At 51.2% G+C, this 26,975-nt stretch carries 23 protein-coding genes; 6 read left to right on the top strand and 17 right to left on the bottom strand.

Going from position 1 to position 26,975, the window contains the following annotated elements; genetic code table 11:
• Positions 1-16 precede the first annotated feature (16 nt).
• On the top strand, positions 17-847 hold the full coding sequence (gene soxA, locus EPV75_RS03655; RefSeq protein WP_128384502.1) for a sulfur oxidation c-type cytochrome SoxA: 831 nt from the start codon (positions 17-19) through the stop codon (positions 845-847).
• 220 nt (positions 848-1,067) lie between these two features.
• On the opposite strand, the gene EPV75_RS03650 is transcribed toward soxA, so the two are convergent.
• Together EPV75_RS03650 and ilvD are read right to left on the bottom strand one after the other, a co-directional pair.
• Positions 1,068-1,466, bottom strand: a complete 399-nt coding sequence (locus tag EPV75_RS03650; protein WP_029939888.1) for a TerB family tellurite resistance protein — start codon at positions 1,464-1,466, stop codon at positions 1,068-1,070.
• A 46-nt stretch (positions 1,467-1,512) separates the two neighbouring features.
• Positions 1,513-3,366, bottom strand: coding sequence for a dihydroxy-acid dehydratase (gene ilvD / locus EPV75_RS03645; RefSeq protein WP_029939887.1), 1,854 nt, complete (start codon positions 3,364-3,366; stop codon positions 1,513-1,515).
• Positions 3,367-3,497: 131 nt separating this feature from the next.
• On the opposite strand from ilvD, the gene argA reads away from it, so the two are divergent.
• Both argA and rnt read left to right on the top strand, forming a co-directional pair.
• The gene (argA, locus tag EPV75_RS03640) at positions 3,498-4,754 is read left to right on the top strand and encodes an amino-acid N-acetyltransferase (protein WP_237260321.1); all 1,257 of its coding nucleotides are present in this window, start codon (positions 3,498-3,500) and stop codon (positions 4,752-4,754) included.
• Complete coding sequence (gene rnt / locus EPV75_RS03635) at positions 4,747-5,367, top strand: ribonuclease T (RefSeq protein WP_128384501.1); 621 nt, start codon at positions 4,747-4,749, stop codon at positions 5,365-5,367. The genes argA and rnt overlap by 8 nt, the downstream gene beginning before the upstream one ends.
• A gap of 81 nt (positions 5,368-5,448) precedes the next feature.
• Here the strand turns inward: rnt and grxD are convergent, their stop codons facing one another.
• Positions 5,449-5,796 carry a Grx4 family monothiol glutaredoxin gene (gene grxD, locus EPV75_RS03630; protein WP_068647764.1) on the bottom strand — a complete coding sequence of 116 codons (348 nt, stop codon included), beginning with the start codon at positions 5,794-5,796 and terminating at the stop codon, positions 5,449-5,451.
• Positions 5,797-5,953: 157 nt separating this feature from the next.
• Positions 5,954-7,771: an N-acetylglutaminylglutamine amidotransferase gene (locus tag EPV75_RS03625; protein ID WP_128384500.1), complete on the bottom strand. Its 1,818-nt coding sequence runs from the start codon at positions 7,769-7,771 to the stop codon at positions 5,954-5,956.
• Positions 7,772-7,980: 209 nt separating this feature from the next.
• Here EPV75_RS03625 and coaE point away from each other — a divergent pair, with 209 nt between their 5' ends.
• Together coaE and EPV75_RS03615 are read left to right on the top strand one after the other, a co-directional pair.
• On the top strand, positions 7,981-8,571 hold the full coding sequence (gene coaE / locus EPV75_RS03620; protein WP_128384499.1) for a dephospho-CoA kinase: 591 nt from the start codon (positions 7,981-7,983) through the stop codon (positions 8,569-8,571).
• Positions 8,572-8,726: 155 nt separating this feature from the next.
• On the top strand, positions 8,727-9,152 hold the full coding sequence (locus tag EPV75_RS03615) for a hypothetical protein (RefSeq protein WP_128384498.1): 426 nt from the start codon (positions 8,727-8,729) through the stop codon (positions 9,150-9,152).
• A gap of 13 nt (positions 9,153-9,165) precedes the next feature.
• On the opposite strand, the gene EPV75_RS03610 is transcribed toward EPV75_RS03615, so the two are convergent.
• The gene (locus EPV75_RS03610; RefSeq protein WP_128384497.1) at positions 9,166-10,116 is read right to left on the bottom strand and encodes a Nudix family hydrolase; all 951 of its coding nucleotides are present in this window, start codon (positions 10,114-10,116) and stop codon (positions 9,166-9,168) included.
• Positions 10,117-10,273: 157 nt separating this feature from the next.
• Between EPV75_RS03610 and hisC the strand changes: the two genes are divergently transcribed.
• Entirely contained in the window at positions 10,274-11,332 is a 1,059-nt protein-coding gene (hisC, locus tag EPV75_RS03605) for a histidinol-phosphate transaminase (RefSeq protein WP_128384496.1), read from the top strand.
• Between the two features lie 127 nt (positions 11,333-11,459).
• Here the strand turns inward: hisC and argJ are convergent, their stop codons facing one another.
• The 12 genes from argJ to sufB all read right to left on the bottom strand — a co-directional run bounded on the left by argJ (position 11,460) and on the right by sufB (position 26,896).
• Entirely contained in the window at positions 11,460-12,668 is a 1,209-nt protein-coding gene (gene argJ, locus EPV75_RS03600) for a bifunctional glutamate N-acetyltransferase/amino-acid acetyltransferase ArgJ (RefSeq protein WP_128384495.1), read from the bottom strand.
• 369 nt (positions 12,669-13,037) lie between these two features.
• Positions 13,038-15,776 carry a preprotein translocase subunit SecA gene (gene secA / locus EPV75_RS03595; protein WP_128384494.1) on the bottom strand — a complete coding sequence of 913 codons (2,739 nt, stop codon included), beginning with the start codon at positions 15,774-15,776 and terminating at the stop codon, positions 13,038-13,040.
• Positions 15,777-16,020: 244 nt separating this feature from the next.
• A complete protein-coding gene (gene lpxC, locus EPV75_RS03590) occupies positions 16,021-16,941 on the bottom strand; it encodes a UDP-3-O-acyl-N-acetylglucosamine deacetylase (protein ID WP_128384493.1) in 921 nt (306 codons plus the stop codon).
• 71 nt (positions 16,942-17,012) lie between these two features.
• Complete coding sequence (gene ftsA, locus EPV75_RS03585; protein ID WP_029939875.1) at positions 17,013-18,266, bottom strand: cell division protein FtsA; 1,254 nt, start codon at positions 18,264-18,266, stop codon at positions 17,013-17,015.
• Between the two features lie 57 nt (positions 18,267-18,323).
• A complete protein-coding gene (locus tag EPV75_RS03580) occupies positions 18,324-19,022 on the bottom strand; it encodes a cell division protein FtsQ/DivIB (protein ID WP_029939874.1) in 699 nt (232 codons plus the stop codon).
• Positions 19,023-19,050: 28 nt separating this feature from the next.
• Positions 19,051-19,989, bottom strand: a complete 939-nt coding sequence (locus tag EPV75_RS03575; protein ID WP_128384492.1) for a D-alanine--D-alanine ligase — start codon at positions 19,987-19,989, stop codon at positions 19,051-19,053.
• Between the two features lie 24 nt (positions 19,990-20,013).
• The gene (murC, locus tag EPV75_RS03570) at positions 20,014-21,399 is read right to left on the bottom strand and encodes a UDP-N-acetylmuramate--L-alanine ligase (RefSeq protein ID WP_128384491.1); all 1,386 of its coding nucleotides are present in this window, start codon (positions 21,397-21,399) and stop codon (positions 20,014-20,016) included.
• Positions 21,400-21,508: 109 nt separating this feature from the next.
• A complete protein-coding gene (locus EPV75_RS03565) occupies positions 21,509-21,850 on the bottom strand; it encodes a hypothetical protein (RefSeq protein WP_127120030.1) in 342 nt (113 codons plus the stop codon).
• A 95-nt stretch (positions 21,851-21,945) separates the two neighbouring features.
• The gene (locus tag EPV75_RS03560) at positions 21,946-23,160 is read right to left on the bottom strand and encodes a cysteine desulfurase (protein ID WP_128384490.1); all 1,215 of its coding nucleotides are present in this window, start codon (positions 23,158-23,160) and stop codon (positions 21,946-21,948) included.
• Between the two features lie 53 nt (positions 23,161-23,213).
• Entirely contained in the window at positions 23,214-24,527 is a 1,314-nt protein-coding gene (sufD, locus tag EPV75_RS03555) for a Fe-S cluster assembly protein SufD (protein ID WP_128384489.1), read from the bottom strand.
• Positions 24,528-24,535: 8 nt separating this feature from the next.
• Positions 24,536-25,312, bottom strand: coding sequence for a Fe-S cluster assembly ATPase SufC (gene sufC, locus EPV75_RS03550; protein WP_127120033.1), 777 nt, complete (start codon positions 25,310-25,312; stop codon positions 24,536-24,538).
• Positions 25,313-25,411: 99 nt separating this feature from the next.
• Positions 25,412-26,896, bottom strand: coding sequence for a Fe-S cluster assembly protein SufB (sufB, locus tag EPV75_RS03545; protein WP_128384488.1), 1,485 nt, complete (start codon positions 26,894-26,896; stop codon positions 25,412-25,414).
• Positions 26,897-26,975 lie beyond the last annotated feature (79 nt).

Here is a 26,975-nt window from a genome sequence, read left to right as displayed (position 1 = left end):
CGGACGGAGGAATGGGATGAAGAAAACATTGCTAGTCGCCTTAACATTAGGTGCAACAGCAACAGCTAATCTAGCTGTCGCAGGTAACGTGGATCCTGAGCAAAGTCACAAACAATTCGTTGACTATTTCAAAGCAAAGAATCCAAATATCGAATTCGAAAATTATAGACTCGGTGCCTATAATTACTCTGAAGACAAAATGGCGCAATGGGAATCGGTTGAAGAATTCCCTCCGTATCTAGACGCCGTCGATGCGGGTGAAGCGCTTTACAACAAAGACAAAGCCGTTTACGACAAGTGCTTCGGTTCGGACGTATCTAAAGTACGTGTGAAGTATCCACTTTTCAACGAAAAAACACAGCAAGTTGAAACATTGGAACAACAAATCAACAAATGTCGTACCGACGCTGGCCTGAAAGCCTTCAAGTGGAAAAAAGGCGATATCGCCAAACTATCCGCTTACTACGCTTACAACGCTCGTGGTCAAAAAATCGATGTTAAAATCGATTCTGAAGGGGCTCGTAAAGCCTTTGAAGCCGGCCAAGAGTTTTTCATCCAGCCGCGTGGTCAGCTGAACTTGTCTTGTGCAAAATGTCACGTATATAACGCCGGTCGTAAAGCGCGTGCGAACATCCTTTCGCCAGCGTTGGGTCACACGACTCACTTCCCGGTTTTCCGTGCGAAATGGCAAGAATTGGGTACGCTACACCGTCGTTACGGTGGTTGTAACAAAAACATGCGTGCTAAGCCATTCAAGGCACAGGGTGAAACCTACCGTAACCTAGAGTTCTTCCAAGCTTATATGTCAAACGGCCTGGAAATCGACGGACCTGGTTACCGCGAGTAAGCTTTTACCCGCTTTAATAAAAAACCCGCTACGGCGGGTTTTTTATTATCTGAAATTAATGCAAACAAACGCTGCTAGACATCACCCCAATACTCTAAAACATAGCTGAGATGACATCACAAAAAAAGCCGCATTATGCGGCTTCTATTTACACTCTTCTGGATATAAAAAACGCCCAGGCCTGGCGTTTTAGATGATTCATAAAGACCTTCTGCCTCTATCAGGCTTCCAGCATCTGCTCACCTTCATAGACCCAGTCAAAGCCCTGTCGAACCCATCGTTCAATTCGAATAATCAATTCAGGATCGTTGAGACCGACTTTCTGCGCAATCATAAACACATTCTCCTGCTCTTCTTCACCGAAGTGACCGTCTTTATATGACAGCTTCACCAGTTCTTGCAACAGGATGATTTTGGATTGTTTATCATGGAATGCCGTTAACGTATCATCAATATTCAACGACGACTTATCCAGATCATACTCGATACCGAAGGCATCGCTGAAATTTTTCAAATACTGTTGCTCCTCTTCCGACACATCATGGTCGGCATGAGCAAGCAACACGGTCAAATCAAACACAGCTTGACGCTGCTCTGATGTCAATCGGTCTGCAAACATGGTCTTAATCCTTTAAATCAATGTAATTAATTAAATCTTTCAATGCTCAGTGTTCGATCTGCTCGACATCTCGTACAGCGCCAAACGCCGCACTGGTTGTCATGGCCGCATAGGCCCTCAAAGCCGCACTGACTTTACGTTCCCTCGGCTTCGCTGGCTTCCAGGCCGCTTTACCTTTCGCCACCATCGCCTGACGTCTTTCGGCCAACTCTTCATCCGTTAGATTGACGTTGATCGTACGGTTTGGAATATCGATTTCGATGATATCACCGGCTTCAACCAAACCGATGTTGCCACCTTCCGCTGCTTCCGGTGAACAGTGCCCGATCGACAGACCGGATGTCCCGCCGGAAAAACGTCCATCGGTCAACAAGGCACACTCTTTGCCCAAACCTTTCGACTTCAGATAGCTGGTCGGGTACAGCATTTCCTGCATCCCCGGCCCGCCCTTCGGCCCTTCATAGCGAATCAAGACCACTTCGCCCGACTTCACTTCGCCGTCCAAAATACCGCTGACGGCCGCATCTTGGCTTTCGTAAATACGCGCCGGCCCGGAAAATTTAAAAATTTCCTCATCCACACCGGCGGTTTTGACGATACAGCCATCCAGGGCGATATTACCGTACAACACGGCCAAACCGCCTTCTTTGGTGTACGCATGCTCCACGCTGCGGATACAACCGTTTTCATCGTCGTCATCCAGTTCTTTCCAGCGTTTGTTCTGGCTAAAAGCTTCTGTAGTACGCACATTACCCGGCGCCGCTCTAAAGAAGGTGTGAACCGCTTCATCGTCGGTGCGGGTAATATCCCATAACTCCAATGCCGCGCCCATTGACGAAGCGTGCACCGTCGATACATCACGATTGATCAAACCGCCCCGGTCCAGTTCACCCAGAATCCGCATGATGCCACCGGCACGGTGAACGTCTTCCATATGAAAAACTTTCGAGTTCGGCGCCACTTTCGACAAACAAGGTACATTCCGTGAAATACGATCAATATCGGCCATGCTGAAATTCACTTCCGCTTCACGCGCAATCGCCAACAAATGCAGGACCGTATTGGTGGAACCGCCCATGGCCACATCCAATGCCATGGCATTCTCAAACGCCTCCAAGGTCGCAATCGAGCGTGGCAGAACCGATGCATCATCCTTTTCGTAATACTGCTTGGCCAGCTCAACAATGCGTCGTCCGGCCTCTTCAAACAAATGTTTACGATCTGCATGCGTCGCCAGGGTCGTGCCGTTCCCCGGCAACGCAATCCCCAAAGCTTCCGCCAGACAGTTCATGGAGTTAGCGGTAAACATCCCGGAACAGGACCCACAGGTTGGGCAAGCGGAAATTTCCACATCGTCCACATCCGAATCGGAGCAATGTTCATCGGCGGCCATGACCATGGCATCCACCAAATCCAGTTTGATTTCGGTACCGCCCAAGACGGTTTTCCCGGATTCCATTGGCCCGCCGGTTACGAAAATAGTCGGAATGTTCAAACGCATCGCCGCCATCATCATCCCCGGAGTGATTTTGTCACAGTTGGAAATGCACACCAAGGCATCGGCACAGTGCGCATTGCACATGTACTCGACCGAATCCGCAATCAAATCGCGCGACGGCAAGGAATACAACATGCCGTCATGCCCCATTGCAATGCCGTCATCGACCGCAATGGTATTGAATTCTTTGGCAATCCCGCCGGACTGCTCAATCACGCCAGCTACCAGCTGCCCCATGTCTTTCAGGTGAACGTGCCCCGGCACGAATTGGGTAAACGAATTCGCCACCGCGATAATCGGTTTTCCAAAATCTTCCGTTGTCATTCCGGTCGCACGCCACAAAGCGCGTGCGCCTGCCATGTTTCGTCCATGGGTACTCGTTTTTGAGCGATATTCCGGCATTATTTTCTCCTTACTCCCACAGGCGCGCAGACTGTGTCGTTTTTCGCGCGGGCCTGTTATACTTATATAATTATAATTTTTAACATTTTCTCATATCTATGCAGCAATCTGAATTAGATTTTACGAATAACTTGCGGCAAGCTTCGCCTTATATCGCCAAGCATCGCAATAAAACCATCGTGATCTACCTGCCGGGCGAACTCATTTCGCATTCGGCCGCCTTGCTGCAGCTGGCCAAGGATTGCGTGCTGCTCAACAACCTCGGCTTAAAAGTGGTCTTGACGCTGGGCGCCACGCACCAAATCGACCAGGCTTTCGAAGCCAAAGGGCTTCAGTGGGAAAGTCACCAAAACGTGCGCATCACGGCACGGGAACATCTTCAAACCTTCCAGGAAACCATCGGTTACGTTCGCTCCCAACTCGAAGCCGCTTTTAGCCAGGCCTGCGCCGAACACCATCTGCATTTACCGATCGTGTCCGGCAATTGGGTCATCGCCCAACCCAAAGGCGTGATTCAGGGCGTCGATTTCCAACACACCGGCATTCTGCGCAAAATCAACAATACCGCCGTGGAAAGTCTGCTGAACGCCGGGCAAATCCCGTTATTAACACCCTTGGCTTATTCCCTGACCGGCGAGGTGTTCAACCTCAACACTTTGGAACAGGCGTTTGCCATCGCCTCGGCTTTGCAAGCCGACAAACTGATGCTGTTCTCAGCCGATGAAACACTGGCTTCTTTACCGCAGGCCATGTCCTTGAAAGACATTTCCCATTATCTGGACGCGCAAGATACGGAAACACAGCGCATCCTGCAATTGGCGCAAAGCCAAGGACAGCAAATCAAACGTATCCACCTTATGGCGGAAAGCAATCCGAACGCCCTGTTGCTGGAACTCTTCAGCCGCGACGGTTCCGGCACTTTGATTTACACCGACCGTTATCATCAGTTGCGCCCGGCGCAAATCGAAGACGTAGCCGGCATCCTCACGTTGATTGCGCCACTGGAAGAACAAGGTATTCTCACCAAGCGATCACGCGAAAATCTCGAGCTGGAAATCGACAACTTCATGGTCGTCGAAATCGACCAACAGATTATCGGTTGCGCTGCACTCTACCCGATTGACGAACACAATGGCGAGCTGGCTTGTTTGGCCGTTGACTCGGCTTATCAAAAAATGCTGCTGGGCCAGGAACTGCTACAAGCCATCCAAACCAAGGCACTTCAATCTGGGCTGAATACACTTTTTTTGCTGACCACTCACACCCATCATTGGTTTATCGGCCATGGTTTCAACGAAACCTCACCGGACAGCCTGCCGGTCAATCGAAAATCCTTTTACAACCATCAAAGACAATCAAAGGTCTTACAAAAAACACTGCATGAATAACGTGATACACATCAAAGACCGTTTCCGTGGGTTTCTACCGGTCGTCGTCGACGTCGAAACCGCCGGGTTCGATCCACAGGAAAACGCCCTCATCGAAATCGCCGTCGTCACCTTGAAAATGAATAGCGACGGTCATCTGGAACGCGATCAAACCGTCCAAGCCAATGTGCTACCGTTTAAAGGCTCCAAACTGGATCCCAGTGCGTTAAAGTTCATCGGCGTCGAAGACCCGACCCACCCATTTCGGATGGCCGTCTCCGAAAAAGAGGCGTTGGAAAAATGCTTCCAACCGATTCGCCAGTGTTTAAAGGAAACCGCTTGCAGCCGCGCCATTCTGGTCGGACACAATGCCTTTTTCGATTTAAGCTTTGTCAAAGCCGCGGCCGACCGCTGCAAAATCAAATCGCCGTTTCACGAATTCAGCACCTTCGATACCGTTTCGCTGGCCGGCCTGGCCTATGGTCAGACCGTGCTGGCCAAAGCCGTCAAGATGGCAGAAATCGACTGGGACAACAGTAAAGCGCATTCAGCCGAATACGACACCATTAAGACCGCCGATTTGTTTTGCAAAATCGTCAATCAATGGCCGCTGAATTTGCCATCCGGCCTCTAAATAGCCAAAATTCCATCGATAAAAAAACCGCCAGGCCTGGCGGTTTTTTAGTTCGGCAACCGTGGTTACCGCTCAAAACACTTAAGCGTCTTGTGTTGCTTGCGCGTTGGCGTCAGCCATCATTTTCTTCAGCTCACCGGACTCGGCCAGCTCCAAAGTGATATCACAACCGCCTTGCAGTTCACCACCGATATACAGCTGTGGAAAGGTTGGCCAATCTTGATATTTCGGCAAGAACTCAAAAATCATCGGATCCGCCAGGACATTCACAAACGCAAATTTCTCACCGGTTTGCACCAGCGCTTCTGCTGTACGGCTTGAAAAGCCGCAAGACGGCATTTGCGGCGTACCTTTCATATACAGCACGACCGGGTTTTGACTGACTTGTTCGTGAATTCTCGCAAGGGTTTCGGTTTCTTGATTTTCCATTCTGTTCTCCTAAAGTCAGGCCTGGGCGTTTTAGCCAATACCTGAGTTGTTTGCTGGGTTATTATAACAAAGTCCACTCAAAAATCGAGGCCGGATTTCACCTTGTCCATTGGATAAGGCCGGTATTTGAACTCCGACTCGGGCAATCATCAATCCATCAATTATTAATATCACGATATGGATCAACGTGTCGTTGCAACCACAACTCCAATAACGCCGCATGCCACAACTTACTGCCTTTAATGGCGGTGAAGTTTTCTTCCGCTTCCGGCGCATCCAGCAAGCGCTGAATATAGTCCGGCTTAAAGATACCGCGCGCCTGAGCTTCCGGGGCGGTCAATACGCGTTTCATCATGTCGTAAAACGGACCACGCACATATTTCAGAGCCGGCATCGGAAAATAACCTTTCGGACGATCGATCACCGAATCCGGAACCAATCCACGGGCAATTTTTTTCAATAGGTGCTTAAAGTCTTTCAACTTTAATTCCGCCGGCGCCGACATCGCCAATTCCACCAATTTATGGTCCAAAAACGGCACACGTGCTTCTAGGCCCCACGCCATGGTCATATTATCCACGCGCTTCACCGGATCGTCGACAATCAGCGTAGTGGTATCCAAACGCAAAACTTGATCCAAATACGTCTCCGCGCCTTCTTCAGATAAACGGTCATTAATCAAGGCTCGGGTCACGTCCGTGACATGGTAATCGTCTTCAATCATTTCCAGCCATTCTGCATGACTGCGATCAAAATAAAATGGTGCAAATGCGTCGACCGGGTCGGCGCCTTCCGGCAATTCCGCCGCGGCCTGCGCCATCAGCGGATACCAAAAATAGCCGCCAAACACTTCGTCCGCGCCTTGACCGGACATCACCACTTTCACGTCTTGCGAAACCTGTTCCGACAACAGATAAAACGCCACGGCATCCTGTCCAAACATCGGTTCCGCCATGGCGTCCACCGCTTCGGTCAATCTCGGCAACACCGTCTCATTCGGAATCAAGTATTTTTGATGCCGGGTCTGGTAACGTTCGACCACCTGATCGGAGTACTCAAATTCACTGCCCTTTTCTTCCGGCACGTCTTCGAACCCGATGGAGAAAGTGCGGATATTTTCCACACCCGCTTCGGCCAACAAGGCGACAATCAAACTGGAATCCAACCCGCCGGACAACAGCACACCCACCGGCACGTCGGCTGCCGTCAAACGTTTATGCACCGCCTGTTTCAAAGATTCGTGCACCGCATCCACCCATTCCTGCTCGGTTTGCGGCGCCTCCGGCGTTTGCGGTCGTTGTGCCGTTAAGTGCCAATATGCCTTCTTAAAGATTTGGCCGTCCGGGTTCACAATCATCCAATGGCCCGGTTCCAGCTTACGAATGCCTTTCAAAATGGTGTGCGGTGCCGGAATCACGGCATGCAGTGTGAATTGGTGATGTAATCCAACCGGGTCGATTTCGGTATCGATGCCGCCCGACGCCAACAACGCCTGGGTATTGGACGCGAACTTCACCCCGCCTTTGACCGGCGCATAATACAGCGGTTTGATGCCGAAGCGATCGCGTGCCAACAACAACTGGTGCTGATGGTCGTCCCAAATCGCAAACGCAAACATGCCTTCAAAACGTGTGACGCAGTCCATGCCCCATTGGCGGTAGGCTTTCAAAATCACTTCGGTGTCGGAGTGCGACCGGAAATCATGGCCCAGCTCGATCAGTTCCAAGCGCAGCGCTTCGTAATTGTATATGCAGCCATTGAACACCAGGGTCAACTCGTCGTCGACCATCGGTTGATGCCCGGCATCGGATAAATCGATAATCGACAAACGGCGATGCCCCAAACCGACATGGTTTTGCACCCAAGTGCCGCCATCATCCGGACCACGACGTTCCATTTCGCACAACATCGGGCGCAATCCGGCTTCACTGGATAGTTGACCGTCCCAATAGATTTCTCCGCAAATTCCGCACATAGAGTTTTTACCTGCTACTTACCTGTTTATGCCTTTGTCTGAGTTTTCGCTTCCTCTTGATGCCATTGAAAATGGCGGTCGAATCAAGGGGGCTCTATTTTAACGAATCCCACCGCAAATTATTGACTCTTTCCGCCGGACACTTTAAAGTCGCCAAAAGCGATTTCGTTACGATTTTGCGATTCGTTCCCAACCCATATCGGTCAATTATGAAAGTATACGGACTCACCGGCGGCATCGGCAGTGGTAAAACCACCATCCGACAACTCATTGAAGCACTCGGCATTCCGACCTTGGATGCCGATGCCATCGGAAGAGAACTGGTGGCGCCCAATCAGCCAGGCCTGGTCAAAATCGTTCAAACGTTCGGTTCCGATGTTTTGACGGAACAGGGCGAACTGAATCGCGCCGCGTTACGGCAACGCATACTCGAAAATCCAGACGCCAAGCACAAGCTGGAAGCCATTCTGCATCCAATGATTCGCGAACGCACTCAAGCGGCCATCGAACAGCTTCGTCGGCAGAATCCTCCGGCCATTGTAGTGGAAATCCCACTGCTGGCCGAAACCGGAAAACCCGATTACATCGACGAAACCATCGTACTGGATTTGCCGGAAGCCATGCAGTTGCAACGTGCATTACAACGCGGCACCCTGCCCGAGGCGGACATTCGGCGCCTGATGGAAAACCAGGCTTCACGAGAGGCGCGCTTAGCCATCGCCGACCATGTGATCCGCACCGACCCACCGCTTGAACGCATCAAGCAAACCCTGCAAACCTTACTCGAAGATCGCAATTAAACTTACTCTATTCAGAGTATTTCAAATCTGTTAAGCTAATTTTCGAGTTAAGCTATTCGAAGTCATGCGAACCAAACAGAGTCGATTCGAAACACATTTTCGAGCTTTTACCGAGCGATCCAATCCTCTTAACGCGGGTTTAAACGAGGCCTTTTATGCCTTACCAAGTCACATCCATTCGAGACAACTACCGCTACACCGCCATCGTTCCCAGACGCGAACTGGCCTACACCATCATCAAGTTTCTGGCGGACCTGGGACTCACTCTCAACGAATTCAAACAAGTGGTGCACGACAGCGAACTGAGCCCGGCACACATTCTGGACGAAGCCGCTTATCTGGAACTGGTGGAAATCCACCCGGAAATGGACTTGATTTACGAAAGCCTTTGTTTGAAAAACAACGAACGCATGTACTTTCACACCAACTGGACCGTCTCAAGCCTCAACTGGCAAAAAATGACTCTAGCGCTCGCCGCTTACCGCATTGAAGTCACCACCATCAAAAGCCGGGACATCAGCCACAGCCTCAAGACCAAAACCCCGCTTTCCGATGCCGAACGGGCGCAACTGGACACTTAGAGACATTAGAGAATTAAATCGGTTCCGGCCACAAACCGGAAATCGCGGCAATCCCTTGACCACCATTCTGACGCGCTTCACCAACATCCGCTGGTTTCATGCCGCCCAACGCAAAAACCGGCACCGGCACATTGGCCACTTGCTCGGCAAACGTCGGCCAGCCCAAACCCTCAAGTTCCGGATGGGATTGGGTTTTTTTCACCGGTGACAGCAGAATAAAATCGGCGTTCAATTCCAACGCTTTCGCGATTTCAACATCGCTGTGAGTGGACACGCCCAACAATTTGTCATCCGGAATCGGACGTTCCGTCAATCCCATAATCGCCGTTGAAGCCAATTGCAAGCCGTCTGCGTCCGGCACCGCCTGCAAATCCTCCGGTTTGCCATTCAACACAATCCGCGCGCCCGCATAACGATGCGTTAACGCCACGGCCTGTTTCGCCAGCGCCTGAAACGCCGATTCATCCAAGGTTTTGGCCCGCAATTGCACCAAACGAATGCCTTCGTCCAGCGCCGCTTCCAATCGATTGAGCGCATCCTCGGCATCGTGAAAACCACCGGAAATCATATAATGCTCGGGCAACTGCAAGGCCTGCACCAAACCTCGATTGGCGTCGGGGAATTCAAAATGGCTTAACTCGGAAATAGATGCCCATTGCACCGTTTGGCCTTCGGCACCATGCGGCTCACCGTCAAACTGCTCGGTTTCATAGACATTCAACAACACCGAGACCTTTTCATAATCCCACGGAATTTGAATCAATGGTTGCCAATCTCTCGTCGTCACCCCGACCTCTTCCTCAAATTCGCGCGTTAACGCGGCTTCAGGCGTTTCGCCCGCTTCCAACTTTCCGCCCGGAAATTCCCACAAACCGGCCAAATGCTGGTGAGACTGACGGCGCGCCAACAACACCTGTTTCCCCCGCCGTAAAACGCCAATGGCAATCTGAAGTCTTTCACTCATTCGTGTCTTTTCCTTTATGAAACCTTGGTTCGAATGCTTCTATTTTGGCAAAAAACGGCCAGGCCTGAAAGTATTCATTTTTCATGAAGCCATAATCGATAAACGTTAAAATAGCCAGCATTAATCTAATTCAAAGAAACGAAACGGAAAACACGCCATGAGTCGATTCTGGAGCCAACGCGTTCATCAACTGACCCCTTACGTTCCCGGTGAGCAACCGAAAGTGGACAATCTCATCAAGCTCAATACCAATGAGAGTCCCTATCCGCCGTCGCCGAAAGTATTGGAAGCCATTTCAGCACAGGTCAACGACAAACTCCGCCTGTACCCGGACCCGAATTCGGATGCGCTGAAACAGTCGCTGGCGCATTATTACCAGTTGGAAACCAATCAGGTTTTCGTCGGCAACGGCTCGGACGAAGTCCTGGCGCATATTTTCATGGGCTTGCTGAAACAGGATAAACCGATTCTGTTTCCCGACATCACCTACAGCTTTTACCCGGTCTATTGCGGACTGTATGATGTCGAGTACCAGACCGTACCGCTCAATGAAGAATTTGCCATTCAACCGGCCGACTATCAAATCGACAACGGCGGGATTATTTTTCCAAACCCGAATGCACCGACCGGCCGACTCTTGCCATTGCAAGCCATTGAACAAATTTTGCAGGGCAACCCGAATTCCGTGGTGGTGGTGGATGAAGCTTACATCGATTTTGGAGGTGAATCCGCTGCACAATTGATTCATCGCTATCCAAACCTATTGGTGGTGCAAACCTTCTCAAAATCCCGCGCTTTGGCCGGGTTGCGTGTGGGCTTCGCACTGGGCCATCCGGACTTAATCGAAGCGCTGGAACGTGTCAAAAACAGCTTTAATTCCTACCCGCTGGATCGGTTGGCAGTGGCCGGTGCCGTTGCCGCAATGGAAGACGAAAGCTACTTTGAAGCGAGTTGCGATAAAATCATCGCCACCCGAAATCGTCTGACCGAATTCCTGCAACAACAAGGCTTTCAGGTCATCCCCTCGGCGGCCAACTTCGTGTTTGCGTCGCATCCGGATAAGGCCGCGGCCGACATTGCCCAAGCCTTACGCGAACGGGCCATTATCGTGCGTTACTTCAATAAACCGCGCATTGACGAATACCTGCGCATCACCATCGGCACCGATGCGGAAACCGATGCCTTATGCCAAGCCTTAATGGAAATTCTGGCCTAAAAACGTATCGACTTGTTCGTTCATATGCCCCAAAACAAAAAAAACGCCGTGACCGGCGTTTTTTTATGCTTCGTTAGAACAGATTTCCACTCTAATTAAGTTGGGTTTAGGTTCAATTTACGTTCGATTACGTTCGATACTCCGCATTGATTTTCACATAGTCGTATGAAAAGTCAGTGGTCCAAACAATTTCCGACGCCTCACCCCGGTTCAAGACAATGCGAATTAGAATATCGGTTTCATCCATCACCGCTTGACCGGCTTCTTCAGTGTAAGAATCAGCACGCCCACCGTTTTCCACCAACAAAACCTCTCCCAGATAAATCTGCAAAGCGTCAATATCCAAATCGACCAGGCCTGCCCGACCGACCGCGGCGAGAATCCGCCCCCAGTTCGGGTCGGACGCGAACAACGCGGTCTTCACCAATGGCGATAAGGCCACGGCATGCGCCACCTTTAAACACTCGTCCGAGTTTTGGCCGCCTTCCACCTGCACTGTGACGAACTTGGTGGCGCCTTCGCCGTCACGGATAATCATTTGCGCCAATTCAGTCATGACCCCTTTGACCAGGCCTGCAAAGGCTTGATAGGCGGACGACTCGGTCTCGGTGATTTCCGGCATCGCCGCTTGCTGCGTCGCCGTCAACGTACAAGCATCGTTAGTGGAGGTATCGCCATCCACCGTGATACGGTTAAAGGAGGCATTCACGGCGTCGCTGAGTGCTTGTTGCAGGCAGGCCTGGGAGATTTTGGCATCCGTCGCCGCAAACCCAAGCATGGTTGCCATGTTCGGGTGAATCATGCCGGACCCCTTGGAAATTCCGGTCACCGTCACCTGTACCCCATCGATGTCGATTTGACGACTGACGATTTTGTCGCAGGTATCGGTGGTCATAATGCCTTTCGCCGCCATTTCCCAACCATCAATCGATTGATTGGCAATCGCATCCGGAATGGCGATTTCAATTTTATCCATCGGTAGGTTCTGGCCGATGACGCCGGTGGAGAATGGCAGCACCGCTTCCGTTGGCAACCCTAACTCTCTGGCCACCCATTCACAGGTTTGCGTGGCGTCCTTCAGACCTTGCTGACCGGTTCCGGCATTCGCGTTGCCACTATTAATCACAAGCGCTTGGCAGGCAGTCGCCTGCAAATGCGCTTTCGCGACCGTCACCGGCGCGGCACAGAAAGCGTTTTGCGTAAAGGTCGCTGCCGTGCGGCTCCCTTCAACAAACGACACCACGACAAAATCGGTTTTGTCGGCTTTTTTAATTTTCGCTTGAGTGGCGCCCAAGTACACTCCCGCCACCGGATGAATCAAACGTTGTTGCGACATGTTTTCTTTCTCCAAACTAAAAAATCCACGTGAATGGAAATGTCCGATCGCTTCTCGACACTCCGCTCAACGTGGATTTTTTCAATCTCCGTTAGGGAACCTCTGATTGAATCGGTTTGAGCTTCTGCGGGACTTAAAGCCTACCTATTCTAGGCGTGGCTCGCCGACCTTAGTCATTCTAAGGTCAAGAGTCATAACAACGAAGAGATGGGCTTTAAGCCCCGCCCGAAGGGGCTTAGCCAAAATTACCAGTTCTGCGTTGTGAAGTCTTGTAAGGTCTAGACATTACTTCAACTTCACGCCTAGATCTGGAAAGTTTGGCGTTGCCAGAAATCAAACCGATTCAATAAGAGGTTCCTTCGGTAAATATTAACTCAATTTACCGCAACATTGTTTATATTTCTTACCGGAACCACACGGACACGGATCGTTACGCCCCACTTTCGGCGCCTCACGTCGGTAAGTGCCTTCTTTTTCCGTTGGTTCCGCTTCAGCCTCTCCCGACGGCATGCCCATCGCATCGGCAATGCCTTGCGCAGCCGGATGCGTCGCTTCCAACGCCTGCGGACGTTCGTCGATTTGCTGCTGTTCATAGGCATCGACATCGTCCACACCTTGAATTTGAACCATCGACAAGGTTTGCACCGTTTCGAACATGACTTCATCCAGAAAGGCCTCAAACATATCCGCCGCCGTGGAACGGTATTCCTGGAACGGATCTTTCTGAGCAAAGCCTTTCAAGTGAATCCAGCGACGCAAATAATCCATTTCGTTCAAATGCTCACGCCACTGTTTGTCGATGGTACGCAGCAACACTTCTTTTTCGAAATGGTGACGCGTTTTTTCGTCCACCACAGCCATTTTGGTCTGATAAAGGGCTTTGACTTCGTCCACCAGACGTTCGCGTAGTTTTTCTTCGAACAGCCCTTTGTCTTCCTCCAACCACTGTTGAATCGGTAACGTGTGGCCCAAGTCATCCTGCAACTGTTTTTCCAACCCGGCCACATCCCATTGTTCTTCGATGCTGCCCGGCGGAATGTAGTTCGCCATAATCGACTCAATCACATTGGCACGCAAGGAATCGACGATTTCGGAGACGTCTTCCTCTTCCATCAATTCATTGCGTTGTGAATACACCACCTTACGCTGTTCATTGGCGATGTTATCAAACTTCAACAGGTTAGCACGCTCGTCCTGATGCATGCGCTCGACTTGTTTCTGAGCACGCTCAATCGATTTACTGACCATATTGTGTTCGATGGCTTCGTCCGATTTCATGCCCAGACGGCGCATCATGTTTTTGACTTTTTCCGACGCAAAACGACGCATCAAATCATCGTCCAACGACAGATAAAAACGCGTCACACCCGGGTCACCTTGACGACCGGAACGCCCGCGTAGCTGATTGTCGATACGACGCGATTCATGTCGCTCGGAGCCCAGCACCATCAAGCCGCCTTTTTCCAAGACTTCATCATGACGCTTCTGCCAAGCCGCTTTGACTTCCGCAATTTGCTCGTCGGTCGGGTTGTCCAAGGCTTCCAGCTCGGACTCCAGATTACCGCCCAACACAATGTCCGTCCCGCGCCCCGCCATATTGGTGGCGATGGTGATGGCCCCCGGGCGCCCGGCATCGGCAATGATATTGGCTTCGCGCTCATGCTGCTTGGCGTTCAAGACACTGTGTTTAATGCCTTCTTTTTCAAACAAGGAAGACAAGACTTCGGACATCTCGATGGAAGCCGTCCCGATCAGAATCGGCTGCCCGGATTCTTTCATGGCTTTGATGTCGCGCACGATGGCATTCAACTTGCCTTCAATATCCAAAAACACCAGGTCTGGTAAATCTTGACGTAACGGCGTTTTATTCGGCGGAATCACCACCACCTCCAACTGATAAGTAGACAGAAACTCGCCGGCTTCGGTGTCGGCCGTCCCGGTCATGCCGGACAACTTATCGTACTGACGGAAATAGTTTTGGAAGGTAATGGAAGCATAAGTCTGGCTTTCCGCTTGAATCGCGACGCCTTCTTTCGCTTCCACCGCCTGATGCAGGCCGTCGCCCCAACGGCGCCCGGCCATTTTACGGCCAGTGAATTCATCGATAATCACGACTTCATTGTCTTGAACGATGTAATCGGTGTTTTTTTCAAACAACAAATGCGCCCGCAAAGACGCATTGACGTATTTCATCAAACTGATGTGTTCGGCGTCGTAAAGCGAGTCGCCTTCATTCAGCAGGCCGATTTCCACCAGCATGGCTTCGACCTTCGAGTGACCTTCATCAGTCAAATGGATTTGTTTGGTCTTTTCGTCAATGGTGTAATCGCCGCTGGCGGTTTTGGTTTCCAGGTCTTCTTCACCACGCTCTAGGCCTTGTACCAGTGGATTCATTTTCTGATACAGCTCGGATTTGTCTTCGGCCGGTCCGGAAATAATCAATGGAGTTCGTGCTTCGTCGATCAAAATGGAATCCACCTCATCGACAATCGCAAACGGCTGGCCGCGCATCACGCGCTCTTCCACGAAGATTGCCATGTTGTCGCGCAGGTAATCGAACCCAAATTCGTTATTGGTACCGTAAGTGATGTCGGCATTGTAAGCGGCTTGCTTTTCACTGGCCGGCTGGCCGGAAAGAATCACCCCGGTCGTCAGACCAAGGAAACCATAAAGCTGGCTCATCCATTCCGCATCACGTGACGCCAGGTAATCATTGACGGTAATGACGTGTACGCCATTGCCAGCCAAGGCATTCAGATACGCCGGCAAGGTCGCGACCAGGGTTTTCCCTTCCCCTGTGCGCATTTCGGCAATCTTACCGTCATGCAGCGCCATCCCCCCAATCAACTGAACGTCGTAATGGCGCATGCCCATGACCCGCTTCCCAGCTTCACGCACTACGGCAAAGGCTTCCGGCAACAACTGATCCAACGACATCCCGTCGGCAATCTGCTGTTTGAACGCATCGGTTTTCGCTTTCAGGTCTTCGTCACTGAGCTGGGCAAAGGTGTCTTCGAGTGCGTTGATTTGCTGTACTTTTTTGCGATACTGCTTGAGAAGTCGTTCATTACGACTGCCGAAAAGTTTTTTGAAAATGTTAAGAGCCATTAGCGCTTGAATCCAGTAAAGAGTTTAAAAACCAGATCGGCGTCATTCGGCACGCCTCACCGGAGTGATGTCTAACGATTACAGTGTTGTCACAGTTTACGCCTTAAGACGGACTTGTAAAGCCTGACAAGCCACTTTTAAATGGGGACAATTCTAACACATTTCAAGGGCGGAAAAATGAAGGGAACTTTTACGTGTTTTTGACGCATTCCAAAGGGATGGAATGCGCTGTCATTTTTGAGAATTACAACAGGATTTTGCTGCTGCCATATTGAACCGGCGGCTCTTCGTTTTCGAAGGTCACCACTTCATAAGCTTCCGGATCGGCAATCAACGCGCGCAACAATTGATTGTTCAACGCGTGACCCGACTTATGCGCCGTGAACTCACCGATAATAGCGTGACCAGCCATAAACAAATCGCCGACGGCATCCAAAATTTTATGGCGGACGAATTCGTCCTTGTCCCGCAACCCTTCCTGGTTGACGACACCGTTCTCATCCAGGCCGATGGCGTTGTGCAACCCCGCACCCAGACCTAGGTTCTGTGCGCGCAGCTTTTCCATGTCTTTCATGAACCCAAAGGTACGAGCACGGCTGACTTCTTTGAAATAGGCGGTCGAGGAAAAACTCAAGGTCATTTTTTCCGCCGTCTGGTCAAACGCCGGATGGTCGAACTCAATCGAGAAGTTCAAGCGATAACCGTCATAAGGTTCAAACTGAGCGACGCCGCCCTTGTCATTCGTAACCTTGACCGGCTTTTTGATACGAATGAACTTTTTCGACGCATCCTGTAGCTCAACGCCGGCCGACTGCAACAAGAAGATGAAATGCGACGCACTGCCGTCCATAATCGGGACTTCATCGGCGGTAATGTCGATGTAGAGATTGTCGATACCGACACCGGCCAACGCCGACATCAAATGCTCAATGGTAGCGATTTTGATGCGCTTGTCTTGTTGTTCCTGAACGATGGTGGTGCACAAGGTGGTTTCTTTAACCAGTTCCGGCGAAACCGGAAACTCGACGATGGGATCCAAATCGACCCGACGGAAAACGATTCCGGTATTCACCGGCGCCGGACGAAGTGTCATCACCGACTTATGACCGGTGTGCAGCCCCACGCCTTTGGCTTTGATGGAATTGGCAAGCGTTCTTTGTTTCACGTGACTTTCTTCAATTTTGCTTAATCAAACGACAAGCGTGAAATTTTAACACAAATGTCACATTGCCCATTCTAAAAATTATTGCTGAACCAGTTTTTCATTCGGTTCAGAACCGACTCTCTGTCCGAGCTGGCTTTTTGCGGTTTTTCAGCGGAAACCGGCGTCGGTTGGTGTTCTTTCGCATACATCAACAAACCGACCGTAGTGGCGAAAGACGGACTGCGCACCTCTTCCTTCAAACCGGAAACTTCCAATGGCATGCCAAGACGAACCGGCATGTGGAACACTTCCTCGGCCAACTCAACCGCGCCTTCTACCAGTGAACTGCCCCCGGTTAACACAATACCCGCGGCGATTTTATTTTCAAAATCAGTACGGCGTAGCTCGGCTTGAATCAACTGAAACAGTTCTTCATAACGCGGTTCGATTACTTCGACCAAGGTATGGCGGGACAAGCATCGAGCCGGACGATCGCCCACACTCGGGACTTCAATTTCTTCATCCTGCGAAATCAACTGTGGCAGTGCGCAAGCGTATTTCTTCTTGATGTCTTCCGCGGCTTGTTTCGGTGTGCGCAACGCCATGGCAATGTCATTGGTGACCTGGTCGCCCGCCACCGGAATCACGGCGGAATGGCGGATGGCGCCATTCTGGAAAATGGCGATGTCGGTGGTGCCGCCACCGATATCAACCAGACATACGCCCAATTCTTTTTCATCTTCCGACAACACCGCTTCCGAAGACGCCAGTTGTTCCAGAATCAGGTTATCCACTTTCAAGGAACAGCGTTCAACGCACTTGGTAATGTTTTGGGCCGCACTGACCGAACCGGTGACCATGTGCACTTTGGCTTCCAAACGCACACCGGACATCCCGATGGGTTCACGAATGCCGCCTTGGTTGTCGATCATGAATTCCTGCGGCAAAATGTGCAACACTTCCTGGTCACCGGGAATGGCAATGGTTTGCGCCGCATCAATCACGCGTTGGACGTCTTCTTCCTGAACTTCCTGATTGCTGATGGCGACCATCCCGTTGGAATTGAAGCTGCCGATATGACTGCCGGCAATGCCCACCGAAACCGATTCCGCTTTGATACCGGACATTCTTTCGGCTTCGTCAATGGCTCGCTGAATCGACTCGACCGTCGAATCAATGTTCACCACCACCCCTTTTTTCAAACCTTTTGAAGGGTGGGTGCCCATTCCAACGACTTCAATCCCACCATCCGGTTTCACTTTACCGATAATCGCGGCGATTTTCGACGTCCCGATATCAAGTCCGATCACAATATTGGAATGAGGAGTCTGCTGCTTTCTTGCCATTCGTTTTTTTCACCTTTCTATGCATAATGCCGAGACCGCATTTTTGCGAATTTTTCGTTATTCGGAGGCCGGGCGACTTTGCGGCGTTTTTTGCTTGATTACAAAGCCATTACTATAGCGTAAATCGAATACGTGTGCGAATTTTCTTAAGTCCGGATTGGTCTTCGGGTAGGCCCGAATAAAGCGGTCCAACTTGCCTTGCCAATCCTCATTATCCAACAGTACTGTGGCGCCCGACAGAAAGTGAATTCGCCACACCCCGTCAGCCTGAGCTGTCATGGCATCAATCGTCCAACCCAGTGTTGAAAAAGCGTTCTGAAACGCCGTTAACTTTTGCAATAAAGCGCGAGATTGTATCGCCTCGCCATCCAGCACCACCATGCGTTGAAACGGTTCAATGTTATAAGGGTAAAAAATATCCCCTTCCTGATTCAATAAGCCATCATCACCCCAACGCACCACCGGTTTCTGTTCGGTGATTTCCAAAATCAGCTTATTCGGCCAACGACGTTTGACCTTAACTTTATACACCCAATCCAAGTGCAGAATATCGGCATGCAATCGTTCCAAGTCGATGCGCCAGAACGATTGCCCTACATACGGCGACACCATTTGTTCGATATCGGCCGGCTTCAAACGTTCCAAATCGCCGTTGAGCTGCACCTCGGTAATCACTCGTGCCGGTGAAAAAGCCACCCATACGGCAATTAAGGCCACTAAAACCAGGCCCAGCGCTAAGGATAATGTCTTTTTCACTTCAAACTCCGGCCCTATCTTGATGAGATTACGCCAAGGTCATCGACAGGATTCGACGCACCAGCTCCGGAAAATCGATGCCCGCCGCCTTTGCCGCCATCGGCACCAGACTGTGGTCGGTCATCCCCGGCACGCTGTTCAACTCAATCAACCAGGCCTGGTCGTTTTCGTCCAACATCAAGTCCACTCGCCCCCAATGACGCGCACCGATGGCATGAAACGCTTCCACCACCAAGGCTTGAATGCTGGCTTCCTGTTCCGACGGCAACCCGCAGGGACAGATATACTGCGTGGTGCTGGATTGGTATTTGGCATCAAAATCGTAAAAATCGTGATCGGTTTTCAAATGAATCATCGGCAAGGCCGAATCGCCCAGAACCGCACAGGTATATTCCCGCCCGGTCACCCATTGCTCGATCAAAATTTCCGTATCGTAATCCTGCGCAAATGCAATGGCGTCTTCCAGAGAATCCAAATCGTCGACTTTTCGCATGCCGATACTGGAACCTTCGTGACTCGGTTTCACAATGACCGGAAAGCGCAAATCGAACCCGCCTTTATCAAACGGCCGGGACGGCGATACCACCTGAAAACCGGGCGTCGGCAAGCCTACACCCTGCCATAACCATTTGGTGCGCAACTTATCCATCGCCAAGGCTGACGCCGTCATTTGACTGCCGGTGTACGGAAAATCCAACGCATCCAGCAGGGCTTGAACACCACCGTCCTCACCCCAACGACCGTGCAACGCGATAAAAGCCCGGTCATACTGCTCGGTCACCGCCAGCACGTCCTGAACACTTTTCACATCACACGCCGTCGCATTCACACCGGTTTGCTGCAAGGCCTTGGCAACCTCGGTCCCGCTCTTCAACGAAATGTCACGTTCAGCGGCGGTGCCGCCCATCAAGACCGCAACCCGCCCCAGCGCATCATTCAAATCGGTTCTGTTCCAAGGTTCTTGCATGCTTTCCATCTCTTCGTTCGCGCATTACGCGGATTGTTCTTTCCATTGACGTGCGACTTGGCCGATATCGCCCGCACCCATCACCAACACCACATCATCGCCCAACAACACCGGCGTCATCAATTCATTGAGTTCCTCTAAGGATTCGACGTGCAGATTGTCCTTATGCCCTCGCAACCGCATCGCCTGCAACAAGGCTTTGGAATCGAAGGCCGCTAAAGGCGCTTCGCCGGCCGCATAGACATCCGTCAACACCACTAAATCGGCCTCCACCAGGGCTTGGACAAAGTCATCGAACAAATCGCGCGTACGACTGTAACGATGCGGCTGAAACACCAGCACCAAACGACGATTTGGAAACGCCTGACGCGCGGTAGATATGGTGGCCGACAATTCCGTCGGATGGTGACCGTAATCGTCCACCAACGTCACGTTTTTGCCGCCAATCAAGCGATGCGGATAGACTTCGAAACGACGTCCGACGCCACCGAATTCACCTAACGCTTGTTGAATGGCCTCCACCGACACGTCCAGCTCCAAACCGACAGTGATGGCGGCCAAAGCATTCAAGACATTATGGCGCCCCGGCTGATTCAAACGGACTTCAAACACCGGTTTATTCTCGGCATGCACGTCAAACAGCATCGCCAAACCGTCGTGACGGACATTCGCGGCATACACATCGGCCTGGTCCGAAAAACCGTAGGTACGGGTTTTACGTGACAACTTCGGCAACATCTCACGGACATTCGAGTCTTCGTAACATAAAATCGCCAAGCCATAAAACGGCAGGCGATGAATGAACTCGATAAAGGTGGTTTCCAGGTTCTGGTAATCGCCCTGGTAAGTGTCCATGTGGTCCTCGTCGATATTGGTGACCACCGACATCATCGGCGACAAATGCAAAAAAGAAGCGTCGGACTCATCCGCTTCGGCGACCAAATACTGACTTCCACCCAAGCGGGCATTGGAATCGACTTGGTTTAGCTTGCCACCAATCACAAACGTCGGATCCAGACCGCCTTGCGTCAGAATGGCCGCCGCTAAAGAGGTGGTCGTGGTTTTGCCGTGGGTACCGGCAATGGCGATGCCGAACCGCATGCGCATCAACTCCGCCAACATGGCGGCTCTGGGAATGACCGGAATTCGGCTTTCCTTGGCGAAGCTGACTTCCGGATTATCTCTGGCGATGGCGGTGGAGACCACCACCACATCACTGTCCTGAACATGCTCGGCCGCATGACCGATTTGAATGAGGGCCCCGAGGGATTTCAGGCGATTCACCGTCGGATTTTCTTTCAAATCCGAACCGGAAACGGTGAATCCCAGGTTCAGACAGACTTCCGCAATACCGGCCATACCAACGCCGCCGATACCGACGAAATGAATTTGTTTGACTTGATCTTTCATTAAAAAAACAACCCTTCTGAATCTGGCATATCATACCGCCTTCCGGGGTGTTTTTTCACGAAATTCGGTAAAAAGTCGGTCGAAATCAACCTGCGTATTCCGCCCGACGTCAATGCAGTAATTCCGGTTCGATTTCGGCCAGGCCTGGTGATTTTACCGGTTCGGGCACCACCCAATAATGCTGGGTTAAAATCGCGGCGAGCTCGGAAGGTTTGCTGAGTGGCTGAGTAATTTCAAAGTGAGATAGGGTGGCGCCGTTCAGGTGTCCGGCTTGAAGGGCTTCATCGACCAAAGCAAGAATCTCTTCCGCGCCATCGCCCAATAAGGCTTCGGTACTCGGGTTCCAAAACAAGGTTTTTTCACACCGATTGGAATCGGGCAATGGCACTAAATCCAGTCGAATCCAGTGAAAAGGCTCCGAGGATGTGTTCAACTCGTCTGACGGGCTCATAAAACGTCTCATTCAAGCCGTCGTACATGCGTTTGAGCGAAGCGTTCAAAATCGCTGGGCAAACTGACGACTGTTCAATAATGAAGGTTCAAACCCTATACTAGCATAGTTCGGGCTTCTTCAACAGCCGCGACCAAACGGTCGATATCCTCATGAGTGTTGTAGACGCCGAAAGACGCTCGCAGCGTAGCCGGCACATCAAAATGCTGCATCACCGGCATGGCACAATGGTGGCTGGCCCGCAAAGCGATGCCATCCTGATCCATCAATGTTGCCATATCGTGCGGGTGCGTTCCCTCGACGATAAAGGAAATGACACCGCCCTTATTCGGCGCCGTTCCGATGATTCGCAATCCATCAATGGTTTGCAACTGACGGGTGGCATAGGTCAGCAGCTCGTGCTCATAGGCGGCAATCGTATCCAACCCGATGGATTCGACGAAATCAATGGCGGCCCCCAAACCGATGGCACCGGAAATGTTCGGCGTACCGGCTTCAAACTTGTACGGCAACACGTTGTATTCGGTCTTGTCAAAGGTCACGGAATAAATCATATCACCACCGGCTTGATACGGCGGCATGGCGTCCAAAAGCGCTTCTTTGCCATAGAGCACACCGATGCCAGTCGGACCATACAGCTTGTGACCGGAAAAAGCATAAAAATCGCAATCCAATGCTCGGACATCCACGCTCATATGCGGCACGGCCTGCGCGCCATCCAACAAGACCTTGGCCCCCACCTTTTTGGCGGCTTGCACCATGTCCGCCACCGGGTTAATCGTACCGAGCGCATTGGACATATGCACCACCGACACCAATTGGGTCTTTGACGTCAGACAGGCTTCGAAATCGGCCAGGCGGATTTCACCGTCATCCGTCATCGGCACCACCACCAATTTGATACCAAGCTCCTCACGCAGCAACTGCCAAGGCACGATATTGGAGTGATGTTCCATTTCGGTAATCACCACTTCGTCTCCGGCTTTCAGGTGACGGCGTCCCCAGGTTTGCGCGACCAGGTTAATCGCTTCGGTTGTCCCGCGTACAAAAATAATTTCCTTGTCCGACGCGGCATTCAAAAACCGTCGGACTTTACTGCGAGCGCCTTCATAAGCGTCGGTCGCCCGTTCGCTCAAACCGTAAACGCCGCGATGCACATTGGCGTTTTCTTCACGGTAATAACGGGCAATGGTATCAATGACCGATACCGGTGTCTGCGCCGTGGCGCCACTGTCCAGATAGACCAGCGGCTGGCCGTTTTCGAGTTGTTTCAGGATGGGAAAGGCGTCTTTAACGTCCGAAAGGTTCATATTCTGTTCTTATTATCGTGGTTGTAAAAAGTCATCTGTCTTACCAGAAACCATCAAGCCATAGCTTGGTCAAGTTTGCGCATGACCTGAGACGCCAGCCACTGATGTCGCGCCAAATTGGACACGCCTTCCAGCGGTTCCAACAAAAAGGCCTGGGTGATCAGCCGCATCGCATCCGGTTTGCGAATGCCCCGCGCCTGCGCATAAAACAATTGGTTTTCGTCAATTTGACCGGAAGCACAACCATGCGAACATTTCACATCATCGGCATAAATTTCCAATTGCGGCTTGGTGTCCATTTTGGCGTCATTGGACAACAACAGGTTTTTATTATCCATTTGGCCATCGGTTTTCTGAGCGTCTTTCGCCACGTAAATCATGCCGTTGAAAACGCCGCGGGCTTGACCGTCCAACACAAACTTGTGTAACTGACGGCTATTACAGTGCGCCACCTGATGCAAGGTTTCCGTGCGGGAATCCACCACTTGCTTATCAGCACCAAACCCGATAGAGTTCTGCTCACATTCGGCATAGGAGCCTGTCAAAGCCACTTGGTTCTGGTGACGCGAAATCTCCGCGCCCAAACCAAGATACACCGTCGACAAGTCCGACGCTTCTGCTTGACGGAAATACTGATGGTTAAAGTAAAAACTGTTTCGGCTTAAGTCTTGTAAGACGACCTGTTTCAAACGGGCGTGCTTGGCCAAGTGCAGGTGCGCCAGCTCATTCACAAACACAGATTCAACGCCGTCCAAACAGACATACTGCTGGATCAATGCCATTTCGGCATTTTCACCCACTTCCACCTGCATGCGCAGATTGGTCAAACGTTCCGACTGAGTCTGTACTTGGACCACATACACCGGAACGTCCAAGGCCGCCTGATCTTCCAGTCGCAATGTCAGCCCCTGATCCAACACCAATTCATTCATCAGTTCAAAGGCATCCGCTTCCGCCATAGGAGCAATGGTTTGAATCGCATCGGCGTCGGCCATTTCAATCGACAAAGCATCGGGAATCAAATCGAAACCGGCGGACAGCGCTTCCGAGAAAGTCCCGTCGACAAACACTAACCGAATCGCGTCTTCCGGCAGAAAATGGGCCTGCAAAGCTTCCAAACTCGGTTCCGCACCCGGCGCTTTGATTTCAAAATGGTGCTGCAACCACGGCAGTAACGAGGTGTATTGCCAGTCTTCGTCCTTACGGGTCGGCAGACCTTTCGCCAACAGACGGCTTTCAGCCTCCAAGCGTTTTTGCACAAGCGCTTCGGCTTGAGTGTTATCGTTTAACTTACGGGCTTCGGCGACCAGATGATCAAGCATTTGGCGCGCCGCCGGACTCATTTTAGGGGTAACCGCTACAGTCATGAGACACCTTACTCCGAGCCAGATGCGTCGTGGGCTTGAATGATGTCGTCATAGCCCTTTTCTTCAAGTTCATGCACCAACTCGAAGCCACCGGACTTGACGATTTTTCCGTCATACAACACATGGACATGATCGGGCTTGATGTAATCCAATAAACGCTGATAATGCGTCACGACGATAAAGCTACGCTCATCGTCGCGCAAGGAATTCACACCATTCGCCACCACTTTCATGGCATCGATATCCAGGCCGGAATCCGTTTCGTCGAGAATGCATAACTTCGGCTCCAACAGTGCCATCTGGAAAATATCGTTACGCTTCTTTTCACCACCGGAGAAGCCGACATTAACCGAACGTTCCAACAAATCTTTGCGCATATTCAACAAATCGATTTTCGCTTGGGCGTATTCGTCGAAGTCGAACATGTCCAACGCCGGCAAGCCTTTTTCTTCGCGAATGGCGTTCACGGCTGTCTGCATAAACAGTTTGTTACTGACACCCGGAATCTCCACCGGGTATTGAAACGCCAAAAACAAGCCTTTACGGGCACGTTCTTCCGGGTCCATATCCAATAAATCTTCGCCGTCGAACTCAGCCGCCCCCTCGGTGACTTCATAATCCTCTCGTCCGGCCAACACACTGGACAAAGTACTCTTACCGGCCCCGTTTGGCCCCATAATGGCATGCACTTCACCCGGCTTCACTTCCAGGTTCAATCCTTTCAGAATTTGCTTGCCGCTATCTTCAGCGACTTCCGCATGTAGGTTTTCAACTTTTAGTAACATCTAATCTCTCTCACTCGATGAAAGCACAACTTTCAAACGACTTAATTCAATCCATTACCGCTCAATGCATGGCAGTCTAAAATATTATCGTTATTCTTTTTATCCGACCGAGCCTTCCAGGCTGATGGCCAAGAGCTCTTCCGCTTCCTGCGCGAACTCCAGAGGTAACTCGCTGAACACTTCCTTACAGAAACCGTTCACAATCATGGAAATGGCGTCCTGCTCGCTGATACCGCGCTGCTGGCAATAGAACAACTGATCTTCACCAATTCGGGACGTGGTGGCTTCGTGTTCCATCTTCGCGGTGGAGTTTTCCACTTCAATGTATGGAAAAGTATGCGCCCCGCATTGGTCACCGATCAGCATGGAATCACACTGGGTGAAGTTCCGGGCGTTCTCGGCCGTCGGTAGAATTTTCACCAAGCCACGATAGGTGTTGTCGGATTTTCCAGCCGACAACCCTTTGGAAATAATGGTGCTGCGGGTATTCTTACCGATGTGAATCATCTTGGTACCGGTATCGGCCTGTTGACGACGATTCGTCAAGGCCACCGAATAGAACTCACCGATAGAATTATCCCCTTTCAGAACACAGCTCGGATATTTCCAGGTAATCGCCGACCCGGTTTCCGCTTGTGTCCAGGACAACTTCGAGTTCTTGCCTTCACAGACCCCGCGTTTGGTCACGAAATTCAAAATCCCGCCCTCGCAGTCCTCGTCGCCCGGATACCAGTTTTGAACCGTGGAATATTTGACTTCGGCATTTTCATGCACGATGACTTCGACCACCGCCGCATGCAGCTGGTACGAATCGCGCACCGGTGCCGAACAGCCTTCTAGGTAGCTGACATAACTGTTCTTGTCCGCAATCAGGATGGTGCGCTCGAATTGTCCGGTTTTCGCTTCATTGATGCGGAAATAAGTCGACAATTCCATCGGCGCGCGAACGCCTTCCGGTACATAGACAAACGTTCCGTCGGAAGCCACCGCGGAGTTCAAGGCTGCAAAATAGTTGTCATGATACGGCACTACCGTGCCCAAATACTGTTGCACCAGCTCAGGATGATCCTGAACCGCTTCCGAGAAAGAACAGAAGATAATGCCAAGTTTGGACAACTCTTCACGTTTGGTGGTCGAGACCGACACCGAATCAAAAATTGCATCCACGGCGATATCGGTTTTATCCGCCGTTTCGTCACCGAACACCGGAACACCCAACGCCGCAAACGCCTTCGCCACTTCCGGGTCCATTTCCGGCTCGATGGGTTCGTCCGTCGCACACTGGTCACCGCAGGCGGAACATTCCGGCGCGGAATAATAACTGTAATCCTGATAATCCAACGGCTCGTATTCGGCCTTGGCCCAGTGCGGCTCTTTCATGGTCTGCCAATGCGCAAACGCTTTCAAACGGAAATCCAACATCCATTCCGGCTCGTTCTTCTTCGCCGAAATCGCACGGATAACCGCTTCGTTCAAGCCCTTTTCAAAGGTTTCAACGGTCGTTTGCGTAAAAAAGCCTTCCTTGTAGCCTTTATTCTTGCTCAACAAGTCGTTGATTTCTTGGTATTGAGTCGCTTCTGACATGGTCTGTTATTCGTTTTCCAACTGAATCATTTAATTTCTGACCATTCTAGTCGGAAATTGCTTTTTTGTCCAGTGATTG

This window comes from Hydrogenovibrio thermophilus (genome assembly GCF_004028275.1).
Lineage (GTDB): Bacteria > Pseudomonadota > Gammaproteobacteria > Thiomicrospirales > Thiomicrospiraceae > Hydrogenovibrio > Hydrogenovibrio thermophilus.
Note: the sequence above shows the minus strand (reverse complement) of the source record. Positions and strands in the feature narration are given on the sequence as shown.